A 26,375-nucleotide genomic window follows, 5' to 3' on the forward strand; every position below is an offset into this window, starting at 1 on the left:
AGGAGTCTTTTCTTTTCACTGGGAATATGAGGATATAAGGAATAGATGCTGCTTAAAAAGCCATATTTAAAACCGCTTATTTCTACTGAGGAGGAATCAAATTCCGATGAATGTAGTCGTCAAGTTGATACGTGAATTCAAAGAGCGTGATACCCGGCGTTTGTTGAAAGATTATCGAGACAAAGTGGAACTTATCAGGAAACGGAATTTGGAAGCTTGGGACGATCAGCGGCTACTAGCTGAATCCCTTCGGCTGCGAGAAGAAGCAAGATCAGGCACGCCTTTGAATGAACTGCTTGTTGATGCTTATGCATTAGTCTGCGAGGCTGCGAAGAGGACACTCGGATTACAGCCTTACGATGTCCAGATTATGGCTGCTATCGCTTTGCACGAGAGATTTTTGATCGAACAGCATACCGGTGAAGGAAAAACACTCTCTGCTGTTATGCCTGCTTATCTCAACGCGTTGACCGGCGAAGGCGTTCATGTACTCACATTTAACGACTACTTGGCAAATCGAGATGCAGAGTGGATGGGTCCGATCTACCATTTCCTCGGGTTAACGGTAAGCTCGGTTCAAGCGGGCATGAGTTTGATCGAAAAACGGGAAGCTTACGCCAAGGATATAACCTATGTTACGGCTAAAGAAGCAGGGTTCGATTATTTGCGTGACACAATCGCATTAAATGAAGCTGATACCGTACACCGTCCTTTCCACTACGTCATCGTCGACGAAGCAGATTCATTGCTTCTTGATGAAGCGCGGGTGCCGCTAGTCATTAGTGGCGATTCGAGTGCTTCTAAGAGTGATGGCGTTCTTTTCGCAGAAGTGGCCCGGCAGCTGCAGCCAGCAGAGCATTACGATTTTGACGAGTTCCAACGGAACGTTTACTTGAATGATGCGGGTGCTGCGAAAGCGGAGTTGCTGCTGGGATGTGGCAATTTGTACGATAGCCATAATAGTCATATGTTAACGTCATTGAATTGTGCGCTGCATGTGGAATCGTTATTAAAAAAAGACGTCGATTACATCATCCGGGACGGTGAAATCGAGCTAATCGAAGAACATACCGGCCGTGTGGCTGAGAACAGGTATTTGCCGGATGGGCTTCAAGCTGCGCTGGTGGCAAAAGAAGGGTTGCAGTGGAAGGCCGGCGGGAGAATTCTCGGTACGATCACGATTCAACATTTCATTAGCCTGTATTCGGGAATTTGCGGAATGACGGCTACGGCGCACGCTTCAGCAATGGAATTCGAGGATATCTATGCGCTGCAGGTCGTGCAAATTCCTCCGAACCACCCAAACATACGGATCGACCACCAGCATCGGATTTACACTCATAATGAAGCCAAATATAAGGCGCTTACACAAGAAATCTCTTCTGTCCATAGGGTTGGACGCCCCATTCTTATTGGTACGTCAAGCGTCGAGGAGTCTGACATGTTGGCAGAGGCGCTTGCGCTTGCCGGCGTACCTTGCCAGGTTCTCAATGCGAAAAACGATGCAAAAGAAGCCGAAATCATCGCCAAAGCGGGAGAAATCGGAGCCGTAACGGTATCTACGAATATGGCAGGGCGGGGTGTCGACATTCGTCTCGGCGGCGGCAATCCTGCTCAGGCAGAGCTGGTTGCCAAGCTGGGCGGATTATACGTAATCGGTACACATGTAAACGAAAGCATGCGGATTGATAACCAGCTGCGCGGGCGTTCCGGCCGCCAAGGCGACCCGGGAGCTTCCGTATTTTATATAAGTTTGGAAGACGAGTTGATGCTTCGCTTCGGCATTCATAGACTTTTTCGCGCTCCCAGGCAGGAAGAAGTTCTTGACGATCCGGCGCTCCGCAGCAAAATCGAGCATATTCAGCGCGTTATCATCGGTCAAAACTTCGATATTCAGCGGGAATTGAACTGTTATTCGGATATGGTGGAGGATCAGAGGCGAATCCTATACGAAGAACGGCTCGGAATATTGAAAGGCGAGAGACCGATGAGTCCATCGGAGCAGCGGGTACGGCTTTTTTATATCGACGAGTTCTGGGCTGACCATCTGGCATACGTTTCTTACATTCGCGAAAGCATCCATCTCCAGAGCATTACCAGTCGCAACCCGATCGACGAGTTTCATACGCAAATCACCCAAGCATTCGAGCAAATTCCGGCTAAAATAGATCATGAGTCGGCGAATATGCTTAGAAAACTTGGAGGTTCGAATGATCCGGAGAAATGGGAACAGCTCGGTCTGAAGAGTCCTATTTCGACTCGGACTTATATGATCAATGATCAATATAGCCAAGATAAGCGCAGCTCATGGACCGGAACGACGGTATTTGCTTTTTGGGGCAGTAAGATTTTGAAGCTGTTACTGAGGCCGGTATATAGGATGTCAAAATAGTGATGGGAGCGTGACGATCGATGAACAATAGAGAACGGTTTACGAGCCGGGTCGATTCGTATTTAAAATACCGCCCGAGCTATCCAAAAGAGGCTATTGACCATTTGTACGACGTTGTCGGTTTAGGTGCGAATAGTAACATAGCAGATATCGGTTCAGGTACTGGGATCATCTCAAGGCTACTACTGGAACGCGGAAGCGATGTAATCGCGGTCGAGCCAAATCAGGCAATGAGGGAAGCCGCCGAGAAAATTTTAGAAAATAATCCGAAATTTCAGAGTACATCAGGTTCGGCAGAATCTACTGGATTACCTGATCAGTCGGTTGATTTTATTGTCTGCGCTCAGGCATTTCACTGGTTCGATCGCTCCGCAGCCCATATCGAGTTTCGCAGAATTTTGCGGCCAGGTGGGAGAGTAATACTCATCTGGAATTCTCGTCTTACTTACGGTACTCCGTTTCGTGAAGATTACAATCAACTGCTTCATACATACGGAACCGACTACGAAAAAGTTAATCATAAAAATATTTCTCAGAAGATGCTGCTCTCTTTTTTCAAGGAAGGTTCAATGCATGAAATGCAATTCAGAATGAGTCAGGAGTTCGATTTCGAGGGTTTGAAAGGCCGGTTGCTATCATCTTCATACAGCCCTGTACCCGGGCATGCAAATTACGATCCAATGATGACAGAACTGCGGAATTTATTTGATAAAAATAATCAAGATGGTTTTGTTGAATTCGATTATGAAACTGAGATTTTTTGGGGAGAAGTATAGATCACCAAAATGATACCCAGCTATATCCTCAAGCTATAGCTGGGTATTTTTGTGAAATTTACGTCCATAGAGCCTTGTCACGACTGCAGACTGTAAACCTAGATGTTGATTTTTAGACGTAATTCGGCCATCATAGCCTCAGCTTGTTGTGGATCTTCATTCAGCAGCTTCCTGTATGTCAGCATCCAATTCAGCGTTAGAAGCATATGATCGTACTCTTCCTTCTTGCGCTCGATCTCATTGATCTTTTGAAGAATCCATTCGATTACTTCTTGGTTGGTGCGTTCGTTCGTATCGTGATCCTGCAAAATCGTCTTTAGTTCAGCCAACGAGCAGCCAATGCCTTGAAACTTCTTAATCAGCCTTAACCGCTCAATTGCTTCGTCTGAGTAGTTGCGGTAATTATTCTTCTCTCGCTGAATATGCCTGCCATCAAGCAAACCTTCCTTCTCATAAAATCGAATGGTGTGGGGGGGTAAACCCATCAAGTCTGCTAATTCTTGAATTTTCATATGAGATCATACCTCCAAACGCTTGCCTTAGAGTTCACTTCATAGTTTAGACTGAAGTTATATCTTCGTCAAATGCTTAAGGAGGCGCTAAAAAATTATGCGTATATTTGTTACTGGTGCAGCAGGTTATATTGGTACAGCCGTTGTCCGCGAACTCATCGGTGCGGGCCATCAGGTCGTTGGGCTGACCCGTTCGGAGAGTGGTGCTCACGTATTAGAAAGCTTGGGAGCTGAGGTGGCTCGTGGTGTGTTAGAGGATCTGGATATACTGCGCAGCTGTGCTGCCACTTCAGACGGTGTTATTCATCTGGCATTCAATCATGATTTCTCTAATTTTGCCGCATCACTGGCAGCTGATCTTCGCGCCATCGAAGCAATGGGAGAGGCGCTTGCCGGCTCCGGTAAACCACTTGTTATAACAGCCCATGCGAATGGCAAACCATCGGAGGATGCAGCACTTGCGTTTATAGAACAAGGCGTGAGAGCATCGATCGTCTCGCTTGCACCTTCCGTTCATGGAGAAGGAGATAAAGGCTTCGTGCCGCAATTAATCCGAATCGCTGAGGAAAGTGGCTCTTCGGCTTACATTGGAGACGGCTCTAACCGTTGGCCAGCGATTCATCGCTTGGACGCGGCAGTTTTGTTCCGCCTCGCTGTAGAATCTGCGCCTGCAGGCTCACGACTGGATGGCGTGCAGGATGAAGGCATTGCATTTAGAGACATTGCCGAAGCCATTGGTCGTCATGTGGGTGTGCCGGTAGTCAGCATCCCGCCCGAAGAAGCGCAAGCCATCTTCGGTTTTCTAGGCATGGTCGCGTCGCTTGACTTAGCCAGATCAAGTGAAGGGACGAAAGAACTTCTCGGCTGGAAGCCTGTCCAGCATGGACTTCTCGCAGATCTGGAACAAGGGCATTATTTCACGAAATAGAAGAACTGGAATGAATCAAACGTTTGCTATCAATTTATACACAACAAAAAAATCGTTGCCTAAGTACAAAGTAGGCAACGATTTTTTGTTTTTATATTTCTATCATGATTAATCTAAACTATCTAAGAAGGCTAGTTTTCTCTGAATATAAGTTCGAGTTGCTTTAGTATCAATCGTGTTCATATATCCATGAACTTCTTTGCTCTCATGGATATCAGGAATATATAAATCTGTCTTGACTCCTAATTCTTTTAAGCGGTTATAATAATCTTCAGCCTGATCTGGGAATGTTCCTGTGTTGCCATCCGTTATAAAAGTTGGAGGGAAATTACTCGTCGCTCTTGGAATTACATTTAAGGATTGTAAGATATCTTTATCAGCGCTAACCACCGGCTGACCAATGTATGCACTCCCTGATTGAGCGAAAATAAAGTCAGTCACGCTGTCTTCGGTTACGGTTCTATGTCCCCGACTAAAGTCAAGAATAGGTACTTCTAATACTAAAGCTTTGATATCCGAAAGCTCTATGACAGGATTAATATCGATTTCTTTTGCATACTCAGGGTTAACTTGAATTGTCACAAAGTCTGCAGCGATAAATCCACCTGCGCTTCCACCGCCAAAGATTACGTTGTTCATATTAATTCCGTACTGTTTTCCATTTTGCTGCATATATTGCACGGCTTCTGATAATTGTTTTATGGGTGTAGGGTGTATATATTCAGGAGCTAAAGCATAATTTATGGTCACCACATTATAACCATGATCAACCATTAATTCATAATGATATAACATTGTATTTGAAGCCGCTCCTGCGTTAGGATCACCTCCAATTGAATCTCCCGCTATAAAGCCACCGCCGTGCACATAAAAGTATGTTGGACGTTCTTCATCCAATTGACCATCGGGTGTAATGATATTTAAAAAACTTCTTGGATACTTTTCTCCATATTGAATATTCGTTGTTAACTGATATTTATCATCAATAGTTGTGGTGGTAGATGGTTCTGCTGTGTAAGTATTTTCTGCTCCAGAACTGCTTTGCAAATATAAAGCAACTGGCTTTGGCGTAGCTGTAAATAATATTAATATGGATGTCCCCACCATTAAAACAAGGACGAGAACCCATTTGCTAATTCTCAACGTTAATGATTTGAAACTTCGATTCATTTTCTTATGCATGCCTAATGCAAAAATAATTAATGCAAACCCGGTTACTGCAAATGAAACTTGTGCAACTACAAATAATCCGATTTTATCAAATATCATCCAGAGGATTTCAGTAGCTATAAACAAAGCCGAGATACCTAACCAGGCACGATAGACCTTTTCATTTAACTGCTTCTTGACGACTAGAATATTAACTACAGACACAGCCATGGCTACGATTCCTAATGGGATAAGATAATTGATAAAAAATGACTGTGACCAAGACAATAAGATCGTAATTAACCCTACAATAACTCCGTATAACCTCATACTAGATTTCATTTTTAACCATATCCTTCTTTATGTTATTTAATTGTGTATCAATCACTGATAAATATTGGTTTAATTCCTCCAGCTCTTTAACAGTGAGTTTGTTTCCTAAAGGCATCAACACAGCCAGAATTTTCTGTCTCTCCTCCAACACAATGTGCTGTCCTTTTTCTGTTAATTCAAGCCAGACCACTCGTTTATCTTTTTCATTGTACTCACGTTTAATTAATTCTTTATCCGTTAATCGATTCACGATAGCAGTAATAGAACTTTTTTTGACATTAAGTGCTTTAGCTAAAAAACTGGCTGTGCAATGATCAGTCGTATTAATGACATTCAATAAATTAAACTGGTCTGGAGTAACACTGCTATCTTTTGAAATATTCTTTTGAATAGATTGCATACTAATAGAAATTGATATTGCTCTCTGAGTGTACAGATCAATATGTTGCTCTAATTGCTTTCTATCCATATCCATAGTTAATTGCTCCTTTATCATATTAGTTTCATTGTCTAACTGTTAGATTGTGAAACTAATATTAACAGCATGTTTTTTTTAAGTCAACAGTTGAAAAAACAATGTTATTGTTGGTTAAGATTCGCTGTGTTCCAAACACTTGTTGAGAGACCAGAACATAGTCCCCTTGAAAGTCGCTATTTAGCGGCTTTTTTTATTTTAGCGATACAAGTTCTTGTCCCACTTTCCGGGATGAGCTGTTGGAACGATCCAAGATACACTTCCTTAATATCTTATAAGAAATTCTTGAAATTTCAGAAATTTATCCGATAGGGGGGTGCTAATATACAAATACAAACAAAGACGAGGTGATGATATGCAAGTGAAATTGGCAGCGGACGCCATTCCCCTCTCCAAAAAGCGGAAGTCATGGATAAGGACGATCCAAAAATATAAAGTGATGTATGCTCTCTTATTACCAGCCTTAATTTACTTTGCCGTATTCAAATACATTCCTATGGCGGGAATATTGATTGCTTTTAAAAACTACAACCTGGCTTTGGGAGTATGGGATAGCCCATGGGTTGGATTCAAAAATTTTACGGATTTTATGAACGGCGTTTATTTCTGGGACATCATGAAAAATACGATTGTTATATCGCTGTATAAGCTATTGTTCGGTTTCTCCGCTCCCATCTTACTTGCTTTACTGCTCAATGAAGTTCATACCCAATGGTTTAAGAAAATCGTACAAACCATTACTTATTTACCCCACTTTCTGTCTTGGGTCATTGTGTATGGATTGATGGTAGCATTATTAGCCCCAGGCGATGGCCTTTTTAATATGATTTTGAAGGAAAGTGGTTTTCAGCCCATTTCATTTCTAACGGAGCCTGCTTGGGGAAGACTGCTGGTCATCGCATCTGAAATATGGAAGGACATTGGATGGGGAGCTATTTTGTACCTCGCTGCATTAGCAGGTATTGATCCAAGCTTATATGAAGCGGCTCGAATGGATGGCGCTTCCAAATGGAGACAGCTCTGGCATATCACGTTACCCGGCATTCGAGGAGTCATTATTCTGATGCTGATCCTTAAATTAAGCCATATTCTGGATGCTGGCTTTGACCAGATATTCATGTTTGCCAACACCTTTAACCAGGAGAAGATCGACATTATCGACACATGGGTATACCGTGAAGGGTTGGAGCGTCTTAAAATCGGCTTGGCTACTGCTGTAGGATTGTTTAAAGCTGTCATTGGATTTGGTTTAGTTTTGGCAGCAAATAAGCTCGCCAAAAAATTCGATGGGCAAATTTGGTGAGGTGGTTTTTAATATGATCAATTTGACAATCGGGGAAAAAGTTTGGCAATCCGTCGTTTATGTGATTCTTATTTTTTTATCGCTACTTTGCTTACTACCCTTTCTGTATGTGATTGCTGTCTCCGTGACGCCAGAATCGGAAGTGTTAAGAAGAGGGATTGTTATTATACCAGAATCTTTTACCTTTCTGGCCTATAAAGAAGTATTTATCTCTCATGGGATCTGGCAGGCGTATAAAATTACGTTGTTTCGAACGATTGTAGGTACGATGCTGAATGTGCTTTTTACGGTCTTAGCAGCTTATCCGTTATCCAAAAAATATTTGCCGGGACGCAGCCCGTTTTTACTATTCATTGTGTTTACCATGATGTTTAGTGGAGGGTTAATTCCGACTTATCTACTAATTCGCTCTCTGGGGTTGCTAAACAGTCCGTGGGTATTGATTATTCCAAATCTCATTAGTGCATTTAACCTGGTGATCATCAAAGGCTTTTTCGAGCAATTGCCTGGTGAAATCGAGGAATCAGCGAGGGTTGACGGTGCAAGTGAACTTCAATCGTTATGGCGGATCATTTTACCACTGTCTTTGCCCGTCATTTCCACCATTTCTTTATTTTACGCAGTGGGGCATTGGAACAGTTATTTTGATGCTATTGTTTATATCAATGATTCCAACTTCATGCCGCTTCAAGTAGTCTTGCGCAACATCCTGCTCAACGTTGCAACACAAAGCGCTGAGTCGCTCGCCAATTCCGGAGCTGTAAGTACGTTCGCTGTGCAGATGGCTACCGTTGTTGTGACTACGGTTCCGATTTTAATCGTTTACCCATTTTTACAAAAACATTTTACCAAAGGTGTGCTCTTGGGATCCGTTAAAGGTTAAAAGGTGTTCCAACCTAACTTATTACGGTGAAACCGTGATAATATACAATCAAAGGAGAGGTCAATATGCAGCGTAAGAAGATTTCATTTGCTATTCTGTCGGCAATCTTAGGATTGGGTACGCTACTGTCAGGATGTGGGGGAAATGAAGAAGTTACATCGACAGCTTCGAGTAATTCGCAAGGCCAGTCTGGCCAGTTTGCAACCAAAATGAAAATCTCAATGTTTAACCAAGGCACTTTCAACGCTGCTGCTCCGGTACCTCCACGTGATGAAGATGTTCAACGTCAAATGTTGGAAAAAGAGATGAACATCGACTTGGATATGATGATTCCTCAAGCTGGGCAAGCAACAACCAAACTGAATACACTCATTGCAGGCGGAGATATTCCAGATTTGATCTTCTTGAAGAGTCGGGCTGATCTCGCGCAATATTACGACCAAGGCGTTCTTGCGGATTTGACACCGTATCTGGATCAATTCCCTGAATTAAAGAAACGGTTTGGCAACGACTCATGGGATGCAATGTCCTATCAAGGAAAAACGATTGGAGTTCCAGGCTATGATAATGTTAACGGTATTAGTCGAAGCTTCTTCATCCGCAATGATTGGCTGAAAAAGCTGAATATGGAGGTACCAACGACACCGGATGAGTTGTTCGAAGTTATGAAAGCCTTTACAGAAAAAGATCCGGACGGGAATGGTAAAAATGATACGTACGGATTCATCGGCGGTATGAATAAAGAAGGTAATCTGCAAACCTACGGCTTCGATAGCTTGATGTGGATGTTTGGTGTCAATCCTCCTTCGGCCGTTGAGATAAAAGATAATGAACCGGTATTTCTGTTTATCGATCCTAAAATGAAAGAAGCGCTTGCTTATATTAATAAAATGATGGCCGCCAAGGTGGTTGACCCAGACTGGGTGACGATGAATTCGCCTGATTTGTTGGACCAAAAGATGTTTAAGGGTAAAGTTGGCTTCATGATCAGAGATGCTCGCAGACTGGAGCCGGATTATCAACAGAAAATGAAAGAAATTAGTGGCGAGGTGCCGGAATGGATCGTCATTCCTCCGATGAAAGGTCCTTATGGTGATCAAATTGTAGAGAGAAAATCATTTCAAGGTAATTCATGGGCCATTTCCGCGAAAGCGGATAAGGACAAAATTATTCGGATCTTGTCCATGCTGAATTATCTCTTTACAGATGAAGAAGCTTATCCGAACTTTGCATACGGAATTAAAGGTATTCATTGGGATGTGGTGGACGGTAAGATCAAAAATAAAACCTCCGAGTTATCGAAGGAAATGAAAGAGAAGTACCTGTGGGTCGATCATTATAGAATGCCACGCCGTGGTGATGATGCGGAGTACTTCAGCTTCCAGAATCCTAAGACGGCGGAGGCTTTCAAGGACAATCAGCAATATGTGGGGCCAACGTTGCCCGGAAATTTATTGACCCCAGACCCAAGCGATACCTTGGATGCTGACCGCACACGTTTCATTAATGAAAGTTTAGTTAAATTTATGACAGGCAAAGAGCCTCTTTCCAACTGGGACAATTTCCTCCAAACGTTGGATACCAAGTTTGAAATGCAGAAATATAAGGAAACAGCAATCAAACAATTTAAAGAGGCTGGCCTTATCAAGTAAAATAAATAAACGAAGAGAGTGGCTATTCGTAGCCCCTCTCTTTATTAGCATATGCTATTCTTAGTTTACTATAGAATTAAAAGGAAGATGATGGATGCGAAGAAGAATCAGCTTGCCTTTAAAATTATTTTTTCTCGTGTTTGCGTTTGTGTTAGGGTGCATCATCTTGATAAGCCAATTGTCTTATCGCTATGTCCAAAAGGAAATAAGAACCAATGACATTTTTTACACCAACCAAATCCTTGACAAGGTAGACCAGTACTTCACTGTTAATTTTTCTTCCTTCCAGACGATTCTCTTCTCAGTCGAAACATCAGTGAAAGCCAATATTGACAATGCGGAAGTGATTAAAAAGCAATTAAGAGAACTGTATGAACTCAATAGTAGTTACGTCAGTAATATTTATTTGATCAAAAGCGATTTATCCATTCTAGGCGGAAGTACAGCTACTCGAATATTCGATGAACCTCTATCTGAAAGAGAACCTTTGTTTGATGCGGCTGATAAGAACAGAAGGACTACCTTTGTTAGTGAACCATACAAATCGAAGTATTCTGGCTGGACCGTTACGATGGTTCGATATCTGAACGGTGCTCCGTTTCCAATGGCCATTGCGGTTGACTTGGATCTAAATGCCATTGAAGAAACCTTGTTCAAGATTAATAAACAAGAACAAATGAATCTGGCTCTGATCACAGCGTCAGGTAAAATCATTGCCGGATTTTCTGAAAATAAAGGACTACTGAATATTCAAGATCATACGTTTTCAATCGGGGAAACGTCAGCGGAACAAATTCTGGATACGACAGAAACAAATCTTCAACTGCATACGATGGATGGCATTCCGGTCTCCCTTCTAAAAAAACCGACGGAGAAATTCAACTGGACTATCATCTCAATTAATGATGAATCACGCTTGAAAGCAGCTTTGTCCAGATTGGAAACCTATTATATTGAGCTTCTAGCTGCAGGTCTTCTCTTAAGTTTGATCATTTCTTTCTTGGTTGCCAAATATATAAGGAAACCACTCTATACACTCAAAACAAAAATGAAGCAAGTGGAGCAAGGCTTACTCACAACGACAATTACGGTTAATCGAAACGATGAGTTTGGAGATCTTTCACGAGCATTCGATCGTATGCTGCAGCAAATTGTGGAACTGATTCGGCGAGCGGAACTTCATAATGAACTTGAGCGGAAGTTGGAAATCCAGGTGCTACAGTCTCAAATTAACCCTCATTTTCTGTATAACACACTTGGTTCGATCAGCAACGTTATACGTCTCGGACAAATAGAGAAAGTAGATGTAGTCATCGGATCGCTTATTTCATTATTGGAATACGGGATAGACGATGCTTCAGAGAAGGTTTCCTTAAGTCAGGAACTACGTAATGTAGCGGACTATATTGAGATCCAGAACATTCGGTATAACCGAAACTTCCACTTGATTGAAAATATCGAAGCAGGGTTAATGGATTTTCCTGTTTTTCGAATGCTGCTGCAGCCTCTTGTGGAGAATAGCATCTTCCATGGTTATAACGGAGGGGGAATTGAGGGGCCAATTACGATTCATGCGTACAGGGAGGACAGTATCGTCATCATAGAAGTTGTTGATCAAGGCGAGGGAATTCCAGCTGATAAAATAAAGCATATTTTAACCTCAGAACCGAGTGAAATGGAACTAAAAAGGAAAAGAATCGGGCTAAATAATATTCATGGCCGAATAAGACTTCACTACGGAGATCAATTCGGACTGCAAATCATTAGCATACCTAAGGAAATAACCCGTATACGCGCTGTATTCCCGGCAGAATTGCAAAAAGGAGATGCATAATGGTGAGAGACTATACCTGCTTCATTGTTGACGATGAAGACCTGATCATTCAAAGATTGGAATTGTTTTTTAATGAACTCTCTCATAGGGATAAGCGATTTGTTCTAGTGGGCAAAGCGAATAATGGGCTGAATGGGATCGAGGAGATCATAAAACTTAAGCCGGACATCGTCATATCCGATATCGTTATGCCGCGAATGGACGGAATCTCCATGATTGAGCAGCTCAAGGCGGAGCTCCCCCATACCCAATACATACTTTTGACCGCCTATTCATCCTTTGAATACGCCCAGCGAGCTATTCAAGCCAACGTATTGGAGTACATTGTAAAGGTTCCATTGAGGGAAGCCGATTTGAATCGAGCTTTGGATAAAGCAGCCGGAATTTTAAATGAGTTTAAGAAAAAAGAAGCGGAATTTCAATCGTTAAATGTATCCGTGCTTGAAAATAAATATAGAGTGCGCAAGCAATTTTTCAACGAACTTATTAGAGGCGAAATTCCTTCTCATCGGGCATCGGATTTTGCTAATCGCATGCAGTTTCATTTCTTTCAAGCGAACTATTGCTGCTTCATCGTTGAGATGAATACGTATGAAAGTTTCCGAAACGAATACGCTGCCGCAGATCAAAACATCTTGAAATATGCGATTACAAATATCATCGAAGAAACGGTAATGAATGGTGGTAGTGGGGTAGCTGCGGATCTGTCCGATAATCGTTTTATTGGCTTTCTATCCTGGGAAAATAACCGCAGTGATATGGAAACGGAATATGCTTGCCTATCCTTGGGTGGACAGATCGTCTCTCATTTGCATCAATATTTGAATCAAAGGGTATCTGTCGCTTTTGGAGGTCCACACCGAGGCTGGGAGTCGATCAAACAGGCGTACACGGAAGCTAAAAATGTGAGTGAGGATTTCTATTATCATACCGAGAAAGTGGTAAAAACACCGATGCATCGGTTCCAATACCATAATGACAAAAAAGCAGATTTTCAGCAGAAACTGGCTGATTTTCTTATACGGCTGAAAAGGAAGATTTCCAAGGAAGAGCTGGAGAATGCACTTGCCGATCTGTCGCAATTTGCTTCGGACCATAAAATCCACAAGTCCATCATGGCGCCAATGATTAGAGACTTGTACAGAGACATTACCGTAAAGTTTAAATCAGGGAACAAGATGGCCACGGAAGTCCCAGACTTCCCCATGGAATTTATGGCTTTTCAGGAGCAGCTCGCTTATATTGGTGACTTTACATTCGAATACGTACACGCGGGCCAACTATTACATCGTGCAGAAATCATGAGTGCTATGCATTTTATCGAGAAAAACCTGAAACAACGCTTAACGTTGGAGGCAATTGCGGAGGAAGTGAATCTAGCGCCATCGTATTTTAGCAGCTTATTCAAAAAAACAATGAGCGAAGGCGTGATCAGCTACATCAACCGTAAAAAAATCCATCTCGCTCTCGAGTTGTTAAACGTCCGGGATTATTCTTTATTGGAATTGTGTGAGGAAGTAGGCATCGTCAATGAAGGTTACTTTTGCAAACTGTTCAAAGAATATACGGGTGATACACCTAAGCAATATCGGATAAAAATGACACGGTACGAATCCAAATAAGGATACAAAAAATGTATGATTTTTTCGTGAAATCCTGTAAAAAAAAAGAGGCCAAAACCATTACCATGATAGGAGCATCTAATCATGGAGGTTATCAAAATGGAGCTTATGAAAGCAGATGTAACCGTCGTAGGTGGAGGTATTGCAGGGATTTGCGCTGCCATTGCAGCTGCACGCCAAGGTCTGCAGGTTTCACTTATTAATGATCGGCCGGTGCTTGGGGGAAATGCGAGCAGCGAGGTCAGAGTTCATATCAACGGGTCGGCATATCTTGGAAATAGTCCATCCTATTATGCCCGCGAGGGCGGGTTGGTAGAAGAACTCAAGCTGAAGATCTTTCATTATAATCCGTTATACAACAAGAAGCTTATGCTTTCGCTTTCGGATACGGTCTTGCTCGACATGGTTTATGATGAGCCTAATATTTCTCTGTTTCTGAATACATGTGTACATGAAACGGGCATCGAGAACGGCAGAATCAAGTGGGTGGAGGGCCTTCAATTAGCTTCCGAAAGAAAATTTCGTTTTGAAAGCCCAACCTATATCGATTGCTCCGGTGATGGAATTGTTGGATACCAAGCAGGTGCTGACTTCCGATGGGGAAGAGAGGCGAAGCATGAATACAAGGAGGAGCTTGCTCCAGAAGTGGCGGATCATTACACGATGGGCGATACGATTCTGTTTCAAGCCCGTGACGTAAACTATTCCGTTCCTTACAAAAGGCCTGGCTTTGCGTATGATATCACGAAGCTGGAGTTTTTCGATAGTATCCGAAAAGGATTAAACCATCGGTCTTTTCCAAGGAAAATCAATGGACTTGGTGGATTGTGGTGGCTGGAATACGGCGGACATATGGATATTATCAAGAATAATGAAGACATCGCATTGGAACTGCGGAAATTGGTGTACGGGATCTGGGATTATATCAAAAATAGCGGTGAGTTTGATGATGTAGACAATCTCATCTTGGATTATGTATGCCCGATTCCGGGAAAGCGGGAGTCGAGACGTTTTATCGGGGAACACATGCTGTCTCAGAACGATCTTACAGAAAAGACTCATTTCGAAGATGCTGTATCCGTCGGGGGCTGGTATATGGATCTGCATGCGAATAAAGGCATCTACGATGAGGGGCCGGCTACAGCGTGGAATTTCGTGCCGGGATTGTATAATATCCCTTTCCGTAGTTTATTTTCACGCAATATTCCCAATCTCATGTTCGCTGGCCGTAATATAAGCGCTACCCATGTGGCTTTCGGGTCTACAAGGGTGATGGCGACCTGTGGTTGTATGGGGCAGGCGGTAGGAACAGCTGCTGCGTTATGCGTAAAATATGATACAGACCCGGCGGACATCGTCAAAGCGCATATGGATGAGCTTCAGACGCAGCTGCTACGAGACGGGCAAACGATTGTAGGGCTTCAAGAGCAGTTGGATCCTTATTTCGCTGACGGATTAACGATTCGTGCCTCGTCTCAGCGAAGCTATGAACATCTTCATCCAACCGAAGAGATCTCCTTGGAGAAAGCGTTATGTTTGGTCTTGCCAATTCAGACATCCGTGGCTGAAAGTGTGCAGATCAAAATTAAAAATAGATCCGAGCATTCGGAAACGTTGCAAGTGAAGCTATTTGGCGGGGAACGGAAGGAAAACTATATTCCTGCCAGCGAGCTGAAAGGATACAACTTGATGATTTCAGCGGGGCACGAAGACTGGATTACACTGGACCTCAGCTGCAAGAAGCCAGCTGATGACAAAATCTACATCGTATTGGAAGGTACGGCAAGCCTTGGCGTATATGGTAATGAAGAAAAAATGACAGGAGCGGTGAGCTTCTATTATAGACCGGAAGAGCCATCCAGACTGAAGAAATTCAACAGAAGCATTTGCTTCAAGGATCTGATGCCATCCCAGGATATGTATAATCCCGCGAATGTCGTCAACGGCTTCTCCAGACCTTATGGTCTGCCGAACGGCTGGATTTCTGAACGTTCGGAAGGACAGGAGTGGTTGGAATTTGGTTTTGCAAGCCCCAAGAATCTGGATGAAATCCATCTTGTTTTTAATTCGCAGCTGAATTTGGAGCATTTCGACGATCCGATCGAGCCGTTGATTCAAGATTATGATGTGATCTTAACCTTAGAAGACGGAACCGAGAGTGAAATGAATATCCGTGGGAATTATCTTTCGTTGAATAAACATCAGGTGCATGCAAAAGGTGTAACCCGAATCCGGTTTGATTTCTGTGCAACGTATGGTTCGCCTTATTATGAAGTGTTTGCTGTCAAATTTTTTGCTCCTAAAAACGCTAAGTGAGGGCGGGTGAAGTCACGATGAAGGAATTTTTCCCTCGAAGAGGGCTGCCTAATGTCATTCAAAAGTTGGAAAATGGGGAAACAGTAACAATTGTCTATTTTGGCGGCAGTAATACACGTTCTAAAGGATACAGGGTCATGACGGTGGATTGGCTGCGAGGGCAATATCCCCATGCAGATATCCGTTCTGTGAATGCAGGCATTGATGGGACAGGATCGGACCTCGGCTGCGCCCGATTGGAGACAGATGTACTGCGTCATCAGCCTGATCTCGTATTTGTTGAATTTGTTGGTAACGATGGCGGAGTTCCCGAATCCAAAGCACGGATCGAAGGTATTGTCCGACAGATTCGCAAGCACAGCCGTTTTACGGATATCCTGTTTGTGTATACGGTTAAGGAGCGGGATTTGACCTCATTTCAATCCGGCCAATACCAGAAGGGCGCTCGTATGCAAGAGGAAGTCGCCGACTATTACGGCATTCCTTCGATTCATCTGGGCGTAGCAGTCAGTCAATTGGTTTTGGAGGGAAAGCTCATTTTCACCTTAAGAGCAGACGTGTCTATTCCCGGAGCTATTATTTTTACACATGATTCGATTCACCCAACGATTCCCGAAGGACATCAGATTTACACAGATACAATCACCCGGTCGTTTGAGAAAATCAGAGAGCTTCGAGATCACGTAGGAAAAGTCGAACATCACTTGCCGCAGGACCCATTGGTCCCGTCCAACCCTTGGGAGTATGCAACCATGCTGCCACTGGATCGTCTTACTCATTTTTCCGCGGGGTGGTCTTACATGACCCCTGATGATTTTGCTTTAGTGCGCGAGTATGATTGGTTGTTCCCCGGTCTATGGCGAGCAGTCGATCCCGGAGAGACGATCACAGTGGAGTTTGAGGGAACCCACATCGGATTATTCGATATTGGGGGGCCGGATTCCGGCAGATTGAAGGTAACGGTGGATGGAGGGGAACCCTTTCTTATCGATAGATTCACATCATATAACGATCATAATCGAAATCAATATGTTTTCTTACCGGAGCTACCAAATGGGAAACATACGGTTCGCTTCGAAATTGATCACGAGAAGACAGACAAAGCGGCCATGTTTGAGGCGGTCGGCAATGAACGAAGTATGGAACATGTTCGGCAGCATCCGGCTTGGTATGATCAAACGGTCATTCAGCTTGGGAAGTTGCTATTGGTGCAGCCGCCATTATAATTGATTAGTCTACTTGGAAGACCTATATTCTATCTGACTGCAATGAGCGCTCAATTAGGATGTAGGTTTCTTTTTTTACTTAAAATCTTATAAGAAATTCTTAAAATGAAAGAAATTTCACGGTGATGTGACATGCTAAGATAGAAACGACAGAGCGGGATTAGCCAGAAGACTAGGTTAATTGCTTTTTTACGATCATTTGAGCAAGGGTAATCTTTTTTTTTGGAAGCGTTATCATTAATAGGAGAGGCTGTGAGTTGTATGGTCAAAAGGAAGCTTTTTTTCTTCATCGTTTTCATGTTGACGATAGTAGTTCCTTCCAGCCTGATCGGAATAAGGGCCGCTTATGCGGAGACCTTACCTTATCAGACCATTATCATCGATGACGGGAGCATTAAGATTAATGATGTTGTGACACCTGATGCGGGTAACGAGAACAATGGATATTCGGCTCCAAATTGGACCACAAGCACAGGGGTGAAGGGGTATGATCTTTCCAGCACCCAATATACGAGTACAGCAGGCAGAACGATAACATGGAATCCACGCTTGGAAGCAGGAACGGCGAAAATATCGTTCTATAAGCTGGATTGGGCGGATAAGGCTGATAGCAATGTGAAAATCGAAATTGTTCATAATGGAACGACGGATGTAGTCTTTATGGATCTAAGACCCTCATCTGGCGCTCCAGTTGGTTGGGTTGATTTGGGAGAGTACTATTTTTCCGGAGTTGGTGAAGAATTCGTTAAATTGACCCGGTCTACCGGCACCACGAACACGATTCTTACGCGCGCGGATGCGGTCAAGTTCGAAGGGAATATAAGGCAGAAAGAACCACATAAGACGATTATCATTGATGATGGAAGCCTTACGATTGATAATGTCGTCACAGTTGATTCGGGCAACGTCAATAACGGGTTCTCAGCTCCTTATTGGACCACGAGCTCAGGAGTAAAGGGATACAATAATTCCAGTTCCAAATATACGGATGCCGTAAATAGAACTATCACATGGAATCCGCGCTTGGAAGCAGGGACGGCGAGAATATCGTTCTATAAGCTGGATTGGGCGGATAAAGCAGATAGTAATGTGAAGATTGAGATTGTTCATAACGGGATAACGGATGTCAAGTTTATGGATCTAAGACCTTCGTCAGGTCCATCGGTTGGATGGGTGGATCTGGGGGAGTATGAGTTTAGTGGTAATGATAGCGAATTTGTCAGGCTGACTCGAACGCAACCTACGACGGGTACAATTATTACTAGGGCCGATGCAGTCAAGTTCGAAGGGAATATCCGGCAGCAAGCACCACCATTGCCCCCGCTGCGGAGCCGCACCTTAGCGAATCTCAGTTACACAGAAAAAGGCAGCATCGAAAATGCGAACTATAAGGCGACCTTCTATGAGGCCGAATGGGATGGAGGTAAATCCATCGTTCGTGACATGTTCTACAAGAACACGGACACGGGAAACTGGACGCCAATCAATAATGTATCGGAAAGACTTGAGGAGCAGTGGGTTTTATTGGATGGGAATGCCGGCAGCCGAACCAATTACTACGATACGATGAACAAACGCTGGATTACATTCGACGGGGTCCATTTTCCCGACGGCCAGACGGCGGTATTAACCGATTCTACGCATGGCAGTGATTACGATTTTGAAGTGAACTGGTCCATGGCAGGGGATAAACCAGATGTTTCTTTCGCCTTTACGCCTCGCCGCGACGGCAATTATGTGATTGGATATCAGTCCTTCACAACAGAGGCAGTCTCGGGCATCAATGAAGTGTTAAATGGATTCAGGGCTCATGCCAAAATGGTAGGTACGGTGGAATCAACAAGCTTGAGAGAGCTGAGCGCTCCGATGAGCCTGGTTGAGAAAAATGATGGTTCGGGGAATCCATTGACGTATGGTGTATTTGTACCTTCGTCAGAGCTTCCGGTTGAATTTGAACCGACGGGAGGCGTTACGAAACAACGGCTTGGCATGAGCCTGGTCAACAACGAAGGCAGCGTGCAGCCAATCCTGTATGCGCCTCAATTAGGGACTTATTCGCAAATGACCGCAGAAAGCACATATCAATTTCATATGGGGCTAGTCGCTCAAAAAAGCAATCTGTATGAGTCCTACTCGGATATTCTTCGCAATGAATATGATTATTCAGCATACCGCGAAAATGTGTCAGATCAGTCGCTTACTGACGCGATGTTCAATATGATCGATTTGCTTAAGATCGAGCCGCAAGGCGATGACTCTGTTAATTATGTCCCGTCACCCAGCGGATGGTGGAGCCGTGCCAAGGGGTTTATTGATATTGAAAACGAGGATAGCGTCCGAACAAGCTCGAATGCAGTTCTTTTGGGGGCTTACTATTTGACCGGGGATGACCAGCTATACGATACGAGAGCACTGCCGTCCGTCCAGTATGGCGTATCGCGAAATGGTATCGGTTGGTCACCGACGCAGAAGAAAGTATACGGTGTGCCTTCCTTATGGAAAATGGCTACTCTGCCGTTCGATGTTTCAAGCGTAGCCGCTGTCAATCAGATGATGGGTACTTCGGCAGGAATTGGGGCGCTGGCACAGGAAGAGTACCTCATGCGTGATCCTGACCAGAAAGACCGGGGGCCTGTCATTCAACCCCTGATGATGTATCGTATGACAGGAGAGGCGCAGTATTTGCAGGCTGCCAAGGATGCAGCCGATAGTTATATCTTGCAATATATCGATACGCCTGCATCCGTGGATGTGAGTAAAAATGAGTTCATTTATTATTATAGCAAGCTGTGGATGGAGATCTTGGAGCTTTATGAGGAAACTCAGGATCCCAAATACTTGAATGCCGCTTATAAGGAAGCCAAACGATATGCAACCATGTTCGTTGCTCGTCCAGTTCCTGAAGGAAACGTTACGATTCCGCAGCCAGAGACGTATAATTACGCGGAGTCGTTCCATTGGCCGGAAAGTGGTAAATTTCAATATCCTAGGCTCAAGCTTCCAGAAGATATAGCTGGAGGCGTTCAAGCTGCGAGTTGGCTGGTTTCACCGAGCGGATTGACGTTTGAAGCAGGAAGTACAACCGGTTATTATCGGATGAATGCTCAGGAAGCTCCATTCATGCTGAGATTGTCGCTCTATACAGGGGATAAACTGCTGCAGGATATTGCTCATAATGCGGTTATTGGTCGATATTCCAGTTATCCAGGTTATTACTATAAGGGTTTCGCCGTTAGTCAACTTGAACCGGACTTTCCTCTGGAAGGCCCCAGCGGGGCTACATCCATCTATTACCACCATATTCCGGGGCAGCTTGGGCAAACGATGGATTATTTGATCAGCGAACAATCATTAAAATCGAATGGAAGTATTACATTTCCTTCCGTATTTGAAACGAATTTTTTATGGTTCAAATATCACCTCTATGGGAATAAACCTGGTCAATTTTATGGTAATTCCGACGTTTGGCTTTGGATGCCCAAGGGGATTATTAAGACCAACCATCCTCAATTGAATTGGATAACGGGTGAGAGCGGTGATAAATTCTACATCGGGCTAAGCAATGCATCGTCAGAAGAAGTTCAGACTCCGATCGAATTGAATGAACAAATCATTGGATTCAACCCGACACAGGATTATACCGTAACGATCATCCGCGACAATGGTACACCAGAGCAAGCAGTTATGAGTGGCGGAATTATTCAAGCCACGGTTTCAGGCAAGGGCATCACCGCTATCATTGTAGAAGGACTTAACATTGACGTACCACTGCATCAGGTTAGAACGGCTGATACATCGGATGCAAGCTATTTCTTTGATACCCACAGTCCAATTGATGCGGTTAAAGGCATGCTGATGGTTAAGCCCGACGAAACGGTCTACGATGCTTATGTGCAGGCAAAAACGACAAAACCAGCGACAATCCATTATTCCTTGGATGGCGGGGCTACGTATACGACCGTCCCAGATACGATATACCCAAGTGAATGGTCGATACGGGTGAATGATTTATCCGAAACCTTCACGTATTATGTGGAATCGGAGGGGAAACAGACCCGCAAGCGGACACTCTATCTGCCTGATCAGGTTACGGAAACTCCAGTCCAACCCGATGGGCAGGAGAGTTCATCTATCATAGTGGATAATACGGAGGCGGAGACAGAAGGCGTCTGGATAAGGGATACCACGGCTGACAACTATTACTATGATAACTATGTGTATGCCAAATCTACGGCTGGCACAGCGACAAGCAAAATGAGATGGCGGCCTGAACTGCCGGAAAGTGTCACTTACAGTGTGTATTACAAGATCCCGCAAATCACCGCTGCAAGTGAAAATTGGACAACGAATGCCTCATTTACCGTGTATTACAGCGGAGGCTCCGAGACGGTTACTGTTGATGAGACAGCAGCGAATGGTACTTGGGTGCACCTAGGGGATTATCCTTTTGCTGCAGGCGATAGCGGGTACGTGGAACTAACCAATAAGGCCAACAAGTCCAGGGTCGTTGCCGATGCGATCATGTGGGTGGACGCGAACCAGATACCGCAATTGGAGTCTGCTGTAATCCTGTCTGATCGGAACGAGTTGCAGATGACTCAAACCGCACAGCTGAGCGTAACCGGCTATTTGGATAACGGTTTGATCGGTGATCTAACACAGGCCAATGTGCAGTATTTCGTTGATCGTACGGATCTGGCCGAAGTGGATAGCAGTGGCATGTTGACCCTTCTTAATCTCGATGGGAACACGGATCACATAGAGGTATGGGCTACTGTCACGATTGACGGAGTGACCTTAACCACACCTCCTTTGAACATCACGATCAAGGACCTAACGGTTATCGTCGACAGTACAAATACAACTGGGTTATATACGACAGAAGGTTCTTGGAGCCAAAGCAATTTAGCCGGATACAAAATTGGGGTTAAATCCCGTTACTCAACAGTTCAAGGATCATCCGCAACGTGGAAAGGCCAGTTTCCAGAGGGGAAATATACGGTCTCGATCTACAAGCTCGTCCATACGACGGGAAATGATAATAATGTCAAAGTGGAAGTGAAGCATAAGACGGGTACCGAGGTCACCTATATCGATGCAACGGTCGGCTCATCGGGATGGGTTAATCTAGGAACGTTCGACTTTACGGGTGACGGTAGCGAGTATGTCCGGTTAACCAGGGTTACGCCTACAACGGTAGACCCGCCAACGCTTCCTGCGGATATGATCTATACGAGAGTTGACGCAGTTATGTTCGAACGACACTCTGATGGTGCGGAGTTGCTTGCAAATGAGGCGCCAGGTGAACCGACAACTTCTGAAGAATAGCGTTAAAGCTGCATGATTTCATATGTAAGGGTGGGAGCAATAGATTTATATCGCAGACAAAGAAAAGTCACCACCCTCATTTTGTATTAGTATGTAGTAAGCAGACGAATCATTGAATTTCTCGATTTAAATATATTTGTTACATGTGAATACCAAAAGATCTCTTCACTATTGAAGAGATCTTTTGGTGTACAACAACTGGGTGGTGCTGTATTTAAGATTGCTATTTACAAATCTTATTTCATATATTATAGTTATTAAAGATAATCAATATCTGTAATTTGCTCGGAGAAATAATTTCGGTGGTTAGAATAATATATGAACTAAAAAGCCTATAGAAAATCTCCTAAGCAGAACTTGTTGACACCTTAGTCCCACAGGCAGGACTGACACCTATCCCGACGTCAGCTGGAAAAAAACTAAATATTCTTACAAATACGATTATACAAGGAGTATAAAAATGAATCCAAAACTACAAAGAAAAATTGAGCACTTGGAGAATATTGAGAGGTTCCCAGCAGAGGAGTTATTTAAGTTTATACAGCTTAATAAAGAGGACGAACTATTAGATCTTGGAGCCGGTACAGGTTATATAAGCTTTTCTTTTGCTAAATATGTGAAAAAGGTAGTTGCGTTTGATTACGATAATGATATTTTACAGTATCTAGAGGTAAAAGCTAAGGAAAAAGGGATAACCAATATTGAAATGACCGCTGCAAACTTTAAAGAGATGCCATTAGAGAGCGAAAGATTCGAAAAAGCTGTTGCTTCAATCTCGTTGCACGAGGTTCAACCTCTTTCATTGGTGTTGGATGAAATCCACAGAGTTTTAAAAGACAAAGGGATCTTTTTGTGCGTTGAATTAGAGAAGACGGAAATGACTAATGCTCCAAGGGTTTCATCGAAGGAGATGGAGGAAGAAATCGTTAAGGCAGGTTTTTCAGTTATTGATACGCTTCATCCATCAACACAAGTTGCTAATCAACCCGTATATATCATTGTTGCACAGAAGAAGCAGGGTAACTAGTGAATCTTCCTTCAATTGTAGTTGCCATAAGGTACAAAAGGACGGCCAAACCGCCCTTTTGCTACATAATATTAAGTTCTTATTCTGTGACGAGTGACGAGACAAGAAATTTGCCGGTATTCACAAATAACAGAGAGCTGAAAAACTTATCGAATTGATCATAATGGGTGTTATTATAGGTTCTTCTCTCATAAGCGGAAATTTTTACGAATGTCTTTTATTCTTTAAATGAAGATCAACAATCCCCACTTGAGCAGTCTACTTTCCCTACAATAATAAATTTGTTATTTGAGTGATTCCTATGTTGAAGTTTTACGACAGGTCGAAATAGTCATGCATCAACTATTGTCCAACTACAACAAATTGATTTGAAGTTTGGAATAGAAGTAGTGGGACCTTCAGGGCTCCATTACTTTTTATTGTCGAGCGCTTAAAGTAGAATGCATATAGGTTGGGCGAAAATACGAAAATGATCACATTAAACGAAGATAAAAGAGAGGTTCGTACTTATGACAGTGACGTTTAGAAAACTAAGTGAGCTATCGATCGAGGAAAATGTACGTATTTGGAATCTAGGATTCGAGGGCTATTTTATACAGATGGTCATGACGATTGATGCTTTGATGACCAGGATCGTTAACGAAGGACTTTCCTTGGAGAATTCACTTGCTATTTATGTGGATGGTGAACCTGCAGGGTTTGTCATGAATGGATTTCGTGACGTAGATGGAAAGAAAGTGGCATGGAACGGTGGGACAGGTATTGCAACTGCGTTTAGAGGACAGGGCATTGGCAGAACGCTCATGTTAAGAAATCTAGAGTTGTACCGAGAACAAGGCGTGGAACTTGCTATACTTGAAGCGCTGACCCAGAATGAGAGTGCGATCAAGTTATATCAGTATGTGGGGTATGAAATTACGGATCGATTAATGATTTTACAACATACGGGTACAATAGATCCCCAATTACTGAAGCGATCTTTTGCGCATTCCTTTTCTATCACCAAAGGATTGCCCCGTGATGTATATGCGCTAGACTTCTATCGAGGTTTATCTGCTTGGCAGACACAATGGCCTAGCATGAAGGAGGGTGAATCTATAATCATTAGACAAGATGGCGAGCCTTTATGCTATGCATTGTATAAGCGAACATTTGATCAAGAGGGTAAGTTGGTAACCATTTCGCTTTATCAATGTGAGGTCCTTCCTGGGCGGGAAGATGCAGAGGAGATTTATAAGCTTGCTCTCAGTGAACTGTTTGCCCCGTTAGACTATGTTTGCAGACGAGGGACATCTAACCTGCGTAAATCCAATCAACCTCTGAACGATCTATTGCTAAAATTAGGTTTCACAACGAATGTTGAGCAAGTGCTCATGATGCGAAATATGGATCTTAACTAAGATAAAAGAGAAACAGATAGATAATAGTAATGTTGACTTACAAATTTTTTTAGCATTCGTTGAATACATGATACAAGAAATAAAGCAACACACATCATTAAGCAAACAGGACACGATAGAGCAAAAAAACAAGAAGACAGCCGATCACGATCGGCTGTCTTCTTGTTTAACTAACCAACAGGACAGTTGATTGGCAATAGCGTCACTATAGCGAAAAACCGTTAAATAGTGCAGTTTAATCATTGAAATGATTGAGATTTACTACATTTTTACATGTAGTATGAAGATGATTCAGAGTGGAATTATTCATTCCGGAATCACAGAAATGCTTAACTTGTCGTGCTTATGTTTTCTTAATTACATTCCAAGGAAGAGGTGTTGTTCATGAAAAAGTTAATGGATTTTAGAAAGAAAATGTCGGCCGTGTTAATGGCAAGTGGCCTGATATTCGCGATGCTGTTACCCATTCAAGCGTCGGCGGCAGACATTGCTTTTAACGAACCTTTAAACGGAGTGAATCCTAATTTGTTCTATACCTCAGATGGATGGGCTAATGGTCCTGATTTCGGAGTGGGCTGGAAGGCGGTTAACCAGGAATTCGTGAATGGAATTATGGCTTTGCGACTTGACAATGCAGGGTGTCCCGCCAGTTGCTCGGGGAAAAATTATGCTTCCGCTGAATATTCGACCCATGTAAAGTATGGCTATGGCCGGGTTGAAGCGCGTTTAAAAGCGGCTTCAGGAGTCGGTCTCGTCACAAGCCTCTTCACGTATTCCGGGCAAGGAACAGGTACATCCAATGACGAAATCGACATTGAAATTTTGGGCAAAGACACGACGAAGATGGAAACTAATTATTTTACGAATGGTGTAGGCCAGCATAGCACGATCATCAATCTGGGGTTTGATGCCTCGCTCGATTTTCATAATTATGCGTTCGAATGGTCGCCATCATCCATTAAGTGGTATGTAGACGGTAAACTGGTCCACACGGAGAATGGATCACGTGGAACACTTCCGACCAGTCCTGGCTATATTATGGTTAATCTATGGTCGGGCTCGGGACCGGCTGAAATATGGACAGGAAAATTCAATTACCCAGGTATGCCGGTGCGTGCCTATTTTGATTGGATCAAATTTAAATCGGCTAACTGACGTTTCACAGATGGATTTTTTAACTGAATTTACAAATAAGATGAAATAATCCTAATGTAACTCT

The 26,375-nt window shown here is 43.3% G+C and carries 18 protein-coding genes; 14 read left to right on the plus strand and 4 right to left on the minus strand.

Annotation, left to right across the window (positions count from 1 at the left end; all coding sequences use genetic code 11):
• The first annotated feature begins 106 nt into the window (after nucleotides 1–106).
• Together ACR1R9_RS10115 and ACR1R9_RS10120 are read left to right on the plus strand one after the other, a co-directional pair.
• Nucleotides 107–2,392, plus strand: coding sequence for a DEAD/DEAH box helicase (locus ACR1R9_RS10115; RefSeq protein WP_433921169.1), 2,286 nt, complete (start codon nucleotides 107–109; stop codon nucleotides 2,390–2,392).
• 20 nt (nucleotides 2,393–2,412) lie between these two features.
• Nucleotides 2,413–3,168 carry a class I SAM-dependent methyltransferase gene (locus ACR1R9_RS10120; protein WP_433921168.1) on the plus strand — a complete coding sequence of 252 codons (756 nt, stop codon included), beginning with the start codon at nucleotides 2,413–2,415 and terminating at the stop codon, nucleotides 3,166–3,168.
• 98 nt (nucleotides 3,169–3,266) lie between these two features.
• On the opposite strand, the gene ACR1R9_RS10125 is transcribed toward ACR1R9_RS10120, so the two are convergent.
• Complete coding sequence (locus ACR1R9_RS10125) at nucleotides 3,267–3,680, minus strand: MerR family transcriptional regulator (RefSeq protein WP_433921167.1); 414 nt, start codon at nucleotides 3,678–3,680, stop codon at nucleotides 3,267–3,269.
• A 97-nt stretch (nucleotides 3,681–3,777) separates the two neighbouring features.
• Between ACR1R9_RS10125 and ACR1R9_RS10130 the strand changes: the two genes are divergently transcribed.
• Nucleotides 3,778–4,608, plus strand: a complete 831-nt coding sequence (locus ACR1R9_RS10130) for an SDR family oxidoreductase (protein WP_433921166.1) — start codon at nucleotides 3,778–3,780, stop codon at nucleotides 4,606–4,608.
• 108 nt (nucleotides 4,609–4,716) lie between these two features.
• Here the strand turns inward: ACR1R9_RS10130 and ACR1R9_RS10135 are convergent, their stop codons facing one another.
• Nucleotides 4,717–5,988, minus strand: coding sequence for an alpha/beta hydrolase (locus ACR1R9_RS10135; RefSeq protein WP_433921165.1), 1,272 nt, complete (start codon nucleotides 5,986–5,988; stop codon nucleotides 4,717–4,719).
• Between the two features lie 100 nt (nucleotides 5,989–6,088).
• On the minus strand, nucleotides 6,089–6,565 hold the full coding sequence (locus tag ACR1R9_RS10140) for a MarR family winged helix-turn-helix transcriptional regulator (protein WP_063563706.1): 477 nt from the start codon (nucleotides 6,563–6,565) through the stop codon (nucleotides 6,089–6,091).
• A gap of 355 nt (nucleotides 6,566–6,920) precedes the next feature.
• On the opposite strand from ACR1R9_RS10140, the gene ACR1R9_RS10145 reads away from it, so the two are divergent.
• The 7 genes from ACR1R9_RS10145 to ACR1R9_RS10175 all read left to right on the plus strand — a co-directional run bounded on the left by ACR1R9_RS10145 (nucleotide 6,921) and on the right by ACR1R9_RS10175 (nucleotide 17,401).
• A complete protein-coding gene (locus ACR1R9_RS10145; RefSeq protein WP_053781115.1) occupies nucleotides 6,921–7,868 on the plus strand; it encodes an ABC transporter permease in 948 nt (315 codons plus the stop codon).
• A 13-nt stretch (nucleotides 7,869–7,881) separates the two neighbouring features.
• The gene (locus ACR1R9_RS10150) at nucleotides 7,882–8,751 is read left to right on the plus strand and encodes a carbohydrate ABC transporter permease (RefSeq protein ID WP_076291360.1); all 870 of its coding nucleotides are present in this window, start codon (nucleotides 7,882–7,884) and stop codon (nucleotides 8,749–8,751) included.
• 65 nt (nucleotides 8,752–8,816) lie between these two features.
• The gene (locus ACR1R9_RS10155) at nucleotides 8,817–10,403 is read left to right on the plus strand and encodes an extracellular solute-binding protein (protein ID WP_433921164.1); all 1,587 of its coding nucleotides are present in this window, start codon (nucleotides 8,817–8,819) and stop codon (nucleotides 10,401–10,403) included.
• Between the two features lie 166 nt (nucleotides 10,404–10,569).
• Nucleotides 10,570–12,237 carry a sensor histidine kinase gene (locus tag ACR1R9_RS10160; protein ID WP_433921163.1) on the plus strand — a complete coding sequence of 556 codons (1,668 nt, stop codon included), beginning with the start codon at nucleotides 10,570–10,572 and terminating at the stop codon, nucleotides 12,235–12,237.
• Nucleotides 12,237–13,859, plus strand: a complete 1,623-nt coding sequence (locus ACR1R9_RS10165; protein ID WP_433921162.1) for a response regulator — start codon at nucleotides 12,237–12,239, stop codon at nucleotides 13,857–13,859. Before ACR1R9_RS10160 ends, ACR1R9_RS10165 begins: the two co-directional genes overlap by 1 nt.
• A gap of 84 nt (nucleotides 13,860–13,943) precedes the next feature.
• Entirely contained in the window at nucleotides 13,944–16,175 is a 2,232-nt protein-coding gene (locus tag ACR1R9_RS10170; RefSeq protein WP_433921161.1) for an FAD-dependent oxidoreductase, read from the plus strand.
• A gap of 17 nt (nucleotides 16,176–16,192) precedes the next feature.
• Nucleotides 16,193–17,401, plus strand: a complete 1,209-nt coding sequence (locus ACR1R9_RS10175) for a GDSL-type esterase/lipase family protein (RefSeq protein WP_433921160.1) — start codon at nucleotides 16,193–16,195, stop codon at nucleotides 17,399–17,401.
• Between the two features lie 50 nt (nucleotides 17,402–17,451).
• Here ACR1R9_RS10175 and ACR1R9_RS10180 read toward each other — a convergent pair whose 3' ends face one another.
• Nucleotides 17,452–17,700, minus strand: a complete 249-nt coding sequence (locus ACR1R9_RS10180) for a hypothetical protein (protein WP_143764811.1) — start codon at nucleotides 17,698–17,700, stop codon at nucleotides 17,452–17,454.
• Here ACR1R9_RS10180 and ACR1R9_RS10185 point away from each other — a divergent pair.
• The 4 genes from ACR1R9_RS10185 to bglS all read left to right on the plus strand — a co-directional run bounded on the left by ACR1R9_RS10185 (nucleotide 17,699) and on the right by bglS (nucleotide 26,311).
• Nucleotides 17,699–22,729 carry a hypothetical protein gene (locus ACR1R9_RS10185; protein WP_433921159.1) on the plus strand — a complete coding sequence of 1,677 codons (5,031 nt, stop codon included), beginning with the start codon at nucleotides 17,699–17,701 and terminating at the stop codon, nucleotides 22,727–22,729. The genes ACR1R9_RS10180 and ACR1R9_RS10185 overlap by 2 nt on opposite strands.
• A gap of 460 nt (nucleotides 22,730–23,189) precedes the next feature.
• On the plus strand, nucleotides 23,190–23,756 hold the full coding sequence (locus tag ACR1R9_RS10190; RefSeq protein ID WP_099858854.1) for a class I SAM-dependent methyltransferase: 567 nt from the start codon (nucleotides 23,190–23,192) through the stop codon (nucleotides 23,754–23,756).
• A 509-nt stretch (nucleotides 23,757–24,265) separates the two neighbouring features.
• Entirely contained in the window at nucleotides 24,266–25,156 is an 891-nt protein-coding gene (locus ACR1R9_RS10195) for a GNAT family N-acetyltransferase (RefSeq protein ID WP_433921158.1), read from the plus strand.
• A 384-nt stretch (nucleotides 25,157–25,540) separates the two neighbouring features.
• Complete coding sequence (bglS, locus tag ACR1R9_RS10200) at nucleotides 25,541–26,311, plus strand: beta-glucanase (protein ID WP_433921157.1); 771 nt, start codon at nucleotides 25,541–25,543, stop codon at nucleotides 26,309–26,311.
• Nucleotides 26,312–26,375 lie beyond the last annotated feature (64 nt).

Source organism: Paenibacillus taichungensis (assembly GCF_050994985.1).
In the GTDB taxonomy this organism is placed as follows: domain Bacteria; phylum Bacillota; class Bacilli; order Paenibacillales; family Paenibacillaceae; genus Paenibacillus; species Paenibacillus taichungensis.

Coding starts and splice junctions, on each gene's coding strand:
- ACR1R9_RS10150 (WP_076291360.1), top strand. CDS start 7,882: ATGATCAATTTGACAATCGGGGAAAAAGTTTGGCAATCCGTCGTTTAT.
- ACR1R9_RS10145 (WP_053781115.1), top strand. CDS start 6,921: ATGCAAGTGAAATTGGCAGCGGACGCCATTCCCCTCTCCAAAAAGCGG.
- ACR1R9_RS10135 (WP_433921165.1), bottom strand. CDS start 5,988: ATGGCTGTGTCTGTAGTTAATATTCTAGTCGTCAAGAAGCAGTTAAAT.
- ACR1R9_RS10155 (WP_433921164.1), top strand. CDS start 8,817: ATGCAGCGTAAGAAGATTTCATTTGCTATTCTGTCGGCAATCTTAGGA.
- ACR1R9_RS10120 (WP_433921168.1), top strand. CDS start 2,413: ATGAACAATAGAGAACGGTTTACGAGCCGGGTCGATTCGTATTTAAAA.
- ACR1R9_RS10170 (WP_433921161.1), top strand. CDS start 13,944: ATGGAGGTTATCAAAATGGAGCTTATGAAAGCAGATGTAACCGTCGTA.
- ACR1R9_RS10180 (WP_143764811.1), bottom strand. CDS start 17,700: ATGAAAACGATGAAGAAAAAAAGCTTCCTTTTGACCATACAACTCACA.
- ACR1R9_RS10175 (WP_433921160.1), top strand. CDS start 16,193: ATGAAGGAATTTTTCCCTCGAAGAGGGCTGCCTAATGTCATTCAAAAG.
- bglS (WP_433921157.1), top strand. CDS start 25,541: ATGAAAAAGTTAATGGATTTTAGAAAGAAAATGTCGGCCGTGTTAATG.
- ACR1R9_RS10165 (WP_433921162.1), top strand. CDS start 12,237: ATGGTGAGAGACTATACCTGCTTCATTGTTGACGATGAAGACCTGATC.
- ACR1R9_RS10125 (WP_433921167.1), bottom strand. CDS start 3,680: ATGAAAATTCAAGAATTAGCAGACTTGATGGGTTTACCCCCCCACACC.
- ACR1R9_RS10140 (WP_063563706.1), bottom strand. CDS start 6,565: ATGGATATGGATAGAAAGCAATTAGAGCAACATATTGATCTGTACACT.
- ACR1R9_RS10115 (WP_433921169.1), top strand. CDS start 107: ATGAATGTAGTCGTCAAGTTGATACGTGAATTCAAAGAGCGTGATACC.
- ACR1R9_RS10185 (WP_433921159.1), top strand. CDS start 17,699: ATGTTGACGATAGTAGTTCCTTCCAGCCTGATCGGAATAAGGGCCGCT.
- ACR1R9_RS10195 (WP_433921158.1), top strand. CDS start 24,266: ATGACAGTGACGTTTAGAAAACTAAGTGAGCTATCGATCGAGGAAAAT.
- ACR1R9_RS10130 (WP_433921166.1), top strand. CDS start 3,778: ATGCGTATATTTGTTACTGGTGCAGCAGGTTATATTGGTACAGCCGTT.
- ACR1R9_RS10190 (WP_099858854.1), top strand. CDS start 23,190: ATGAATCCAAAACTACAAAGAAAAATTGAGCACTTGGAGAATATTGAG.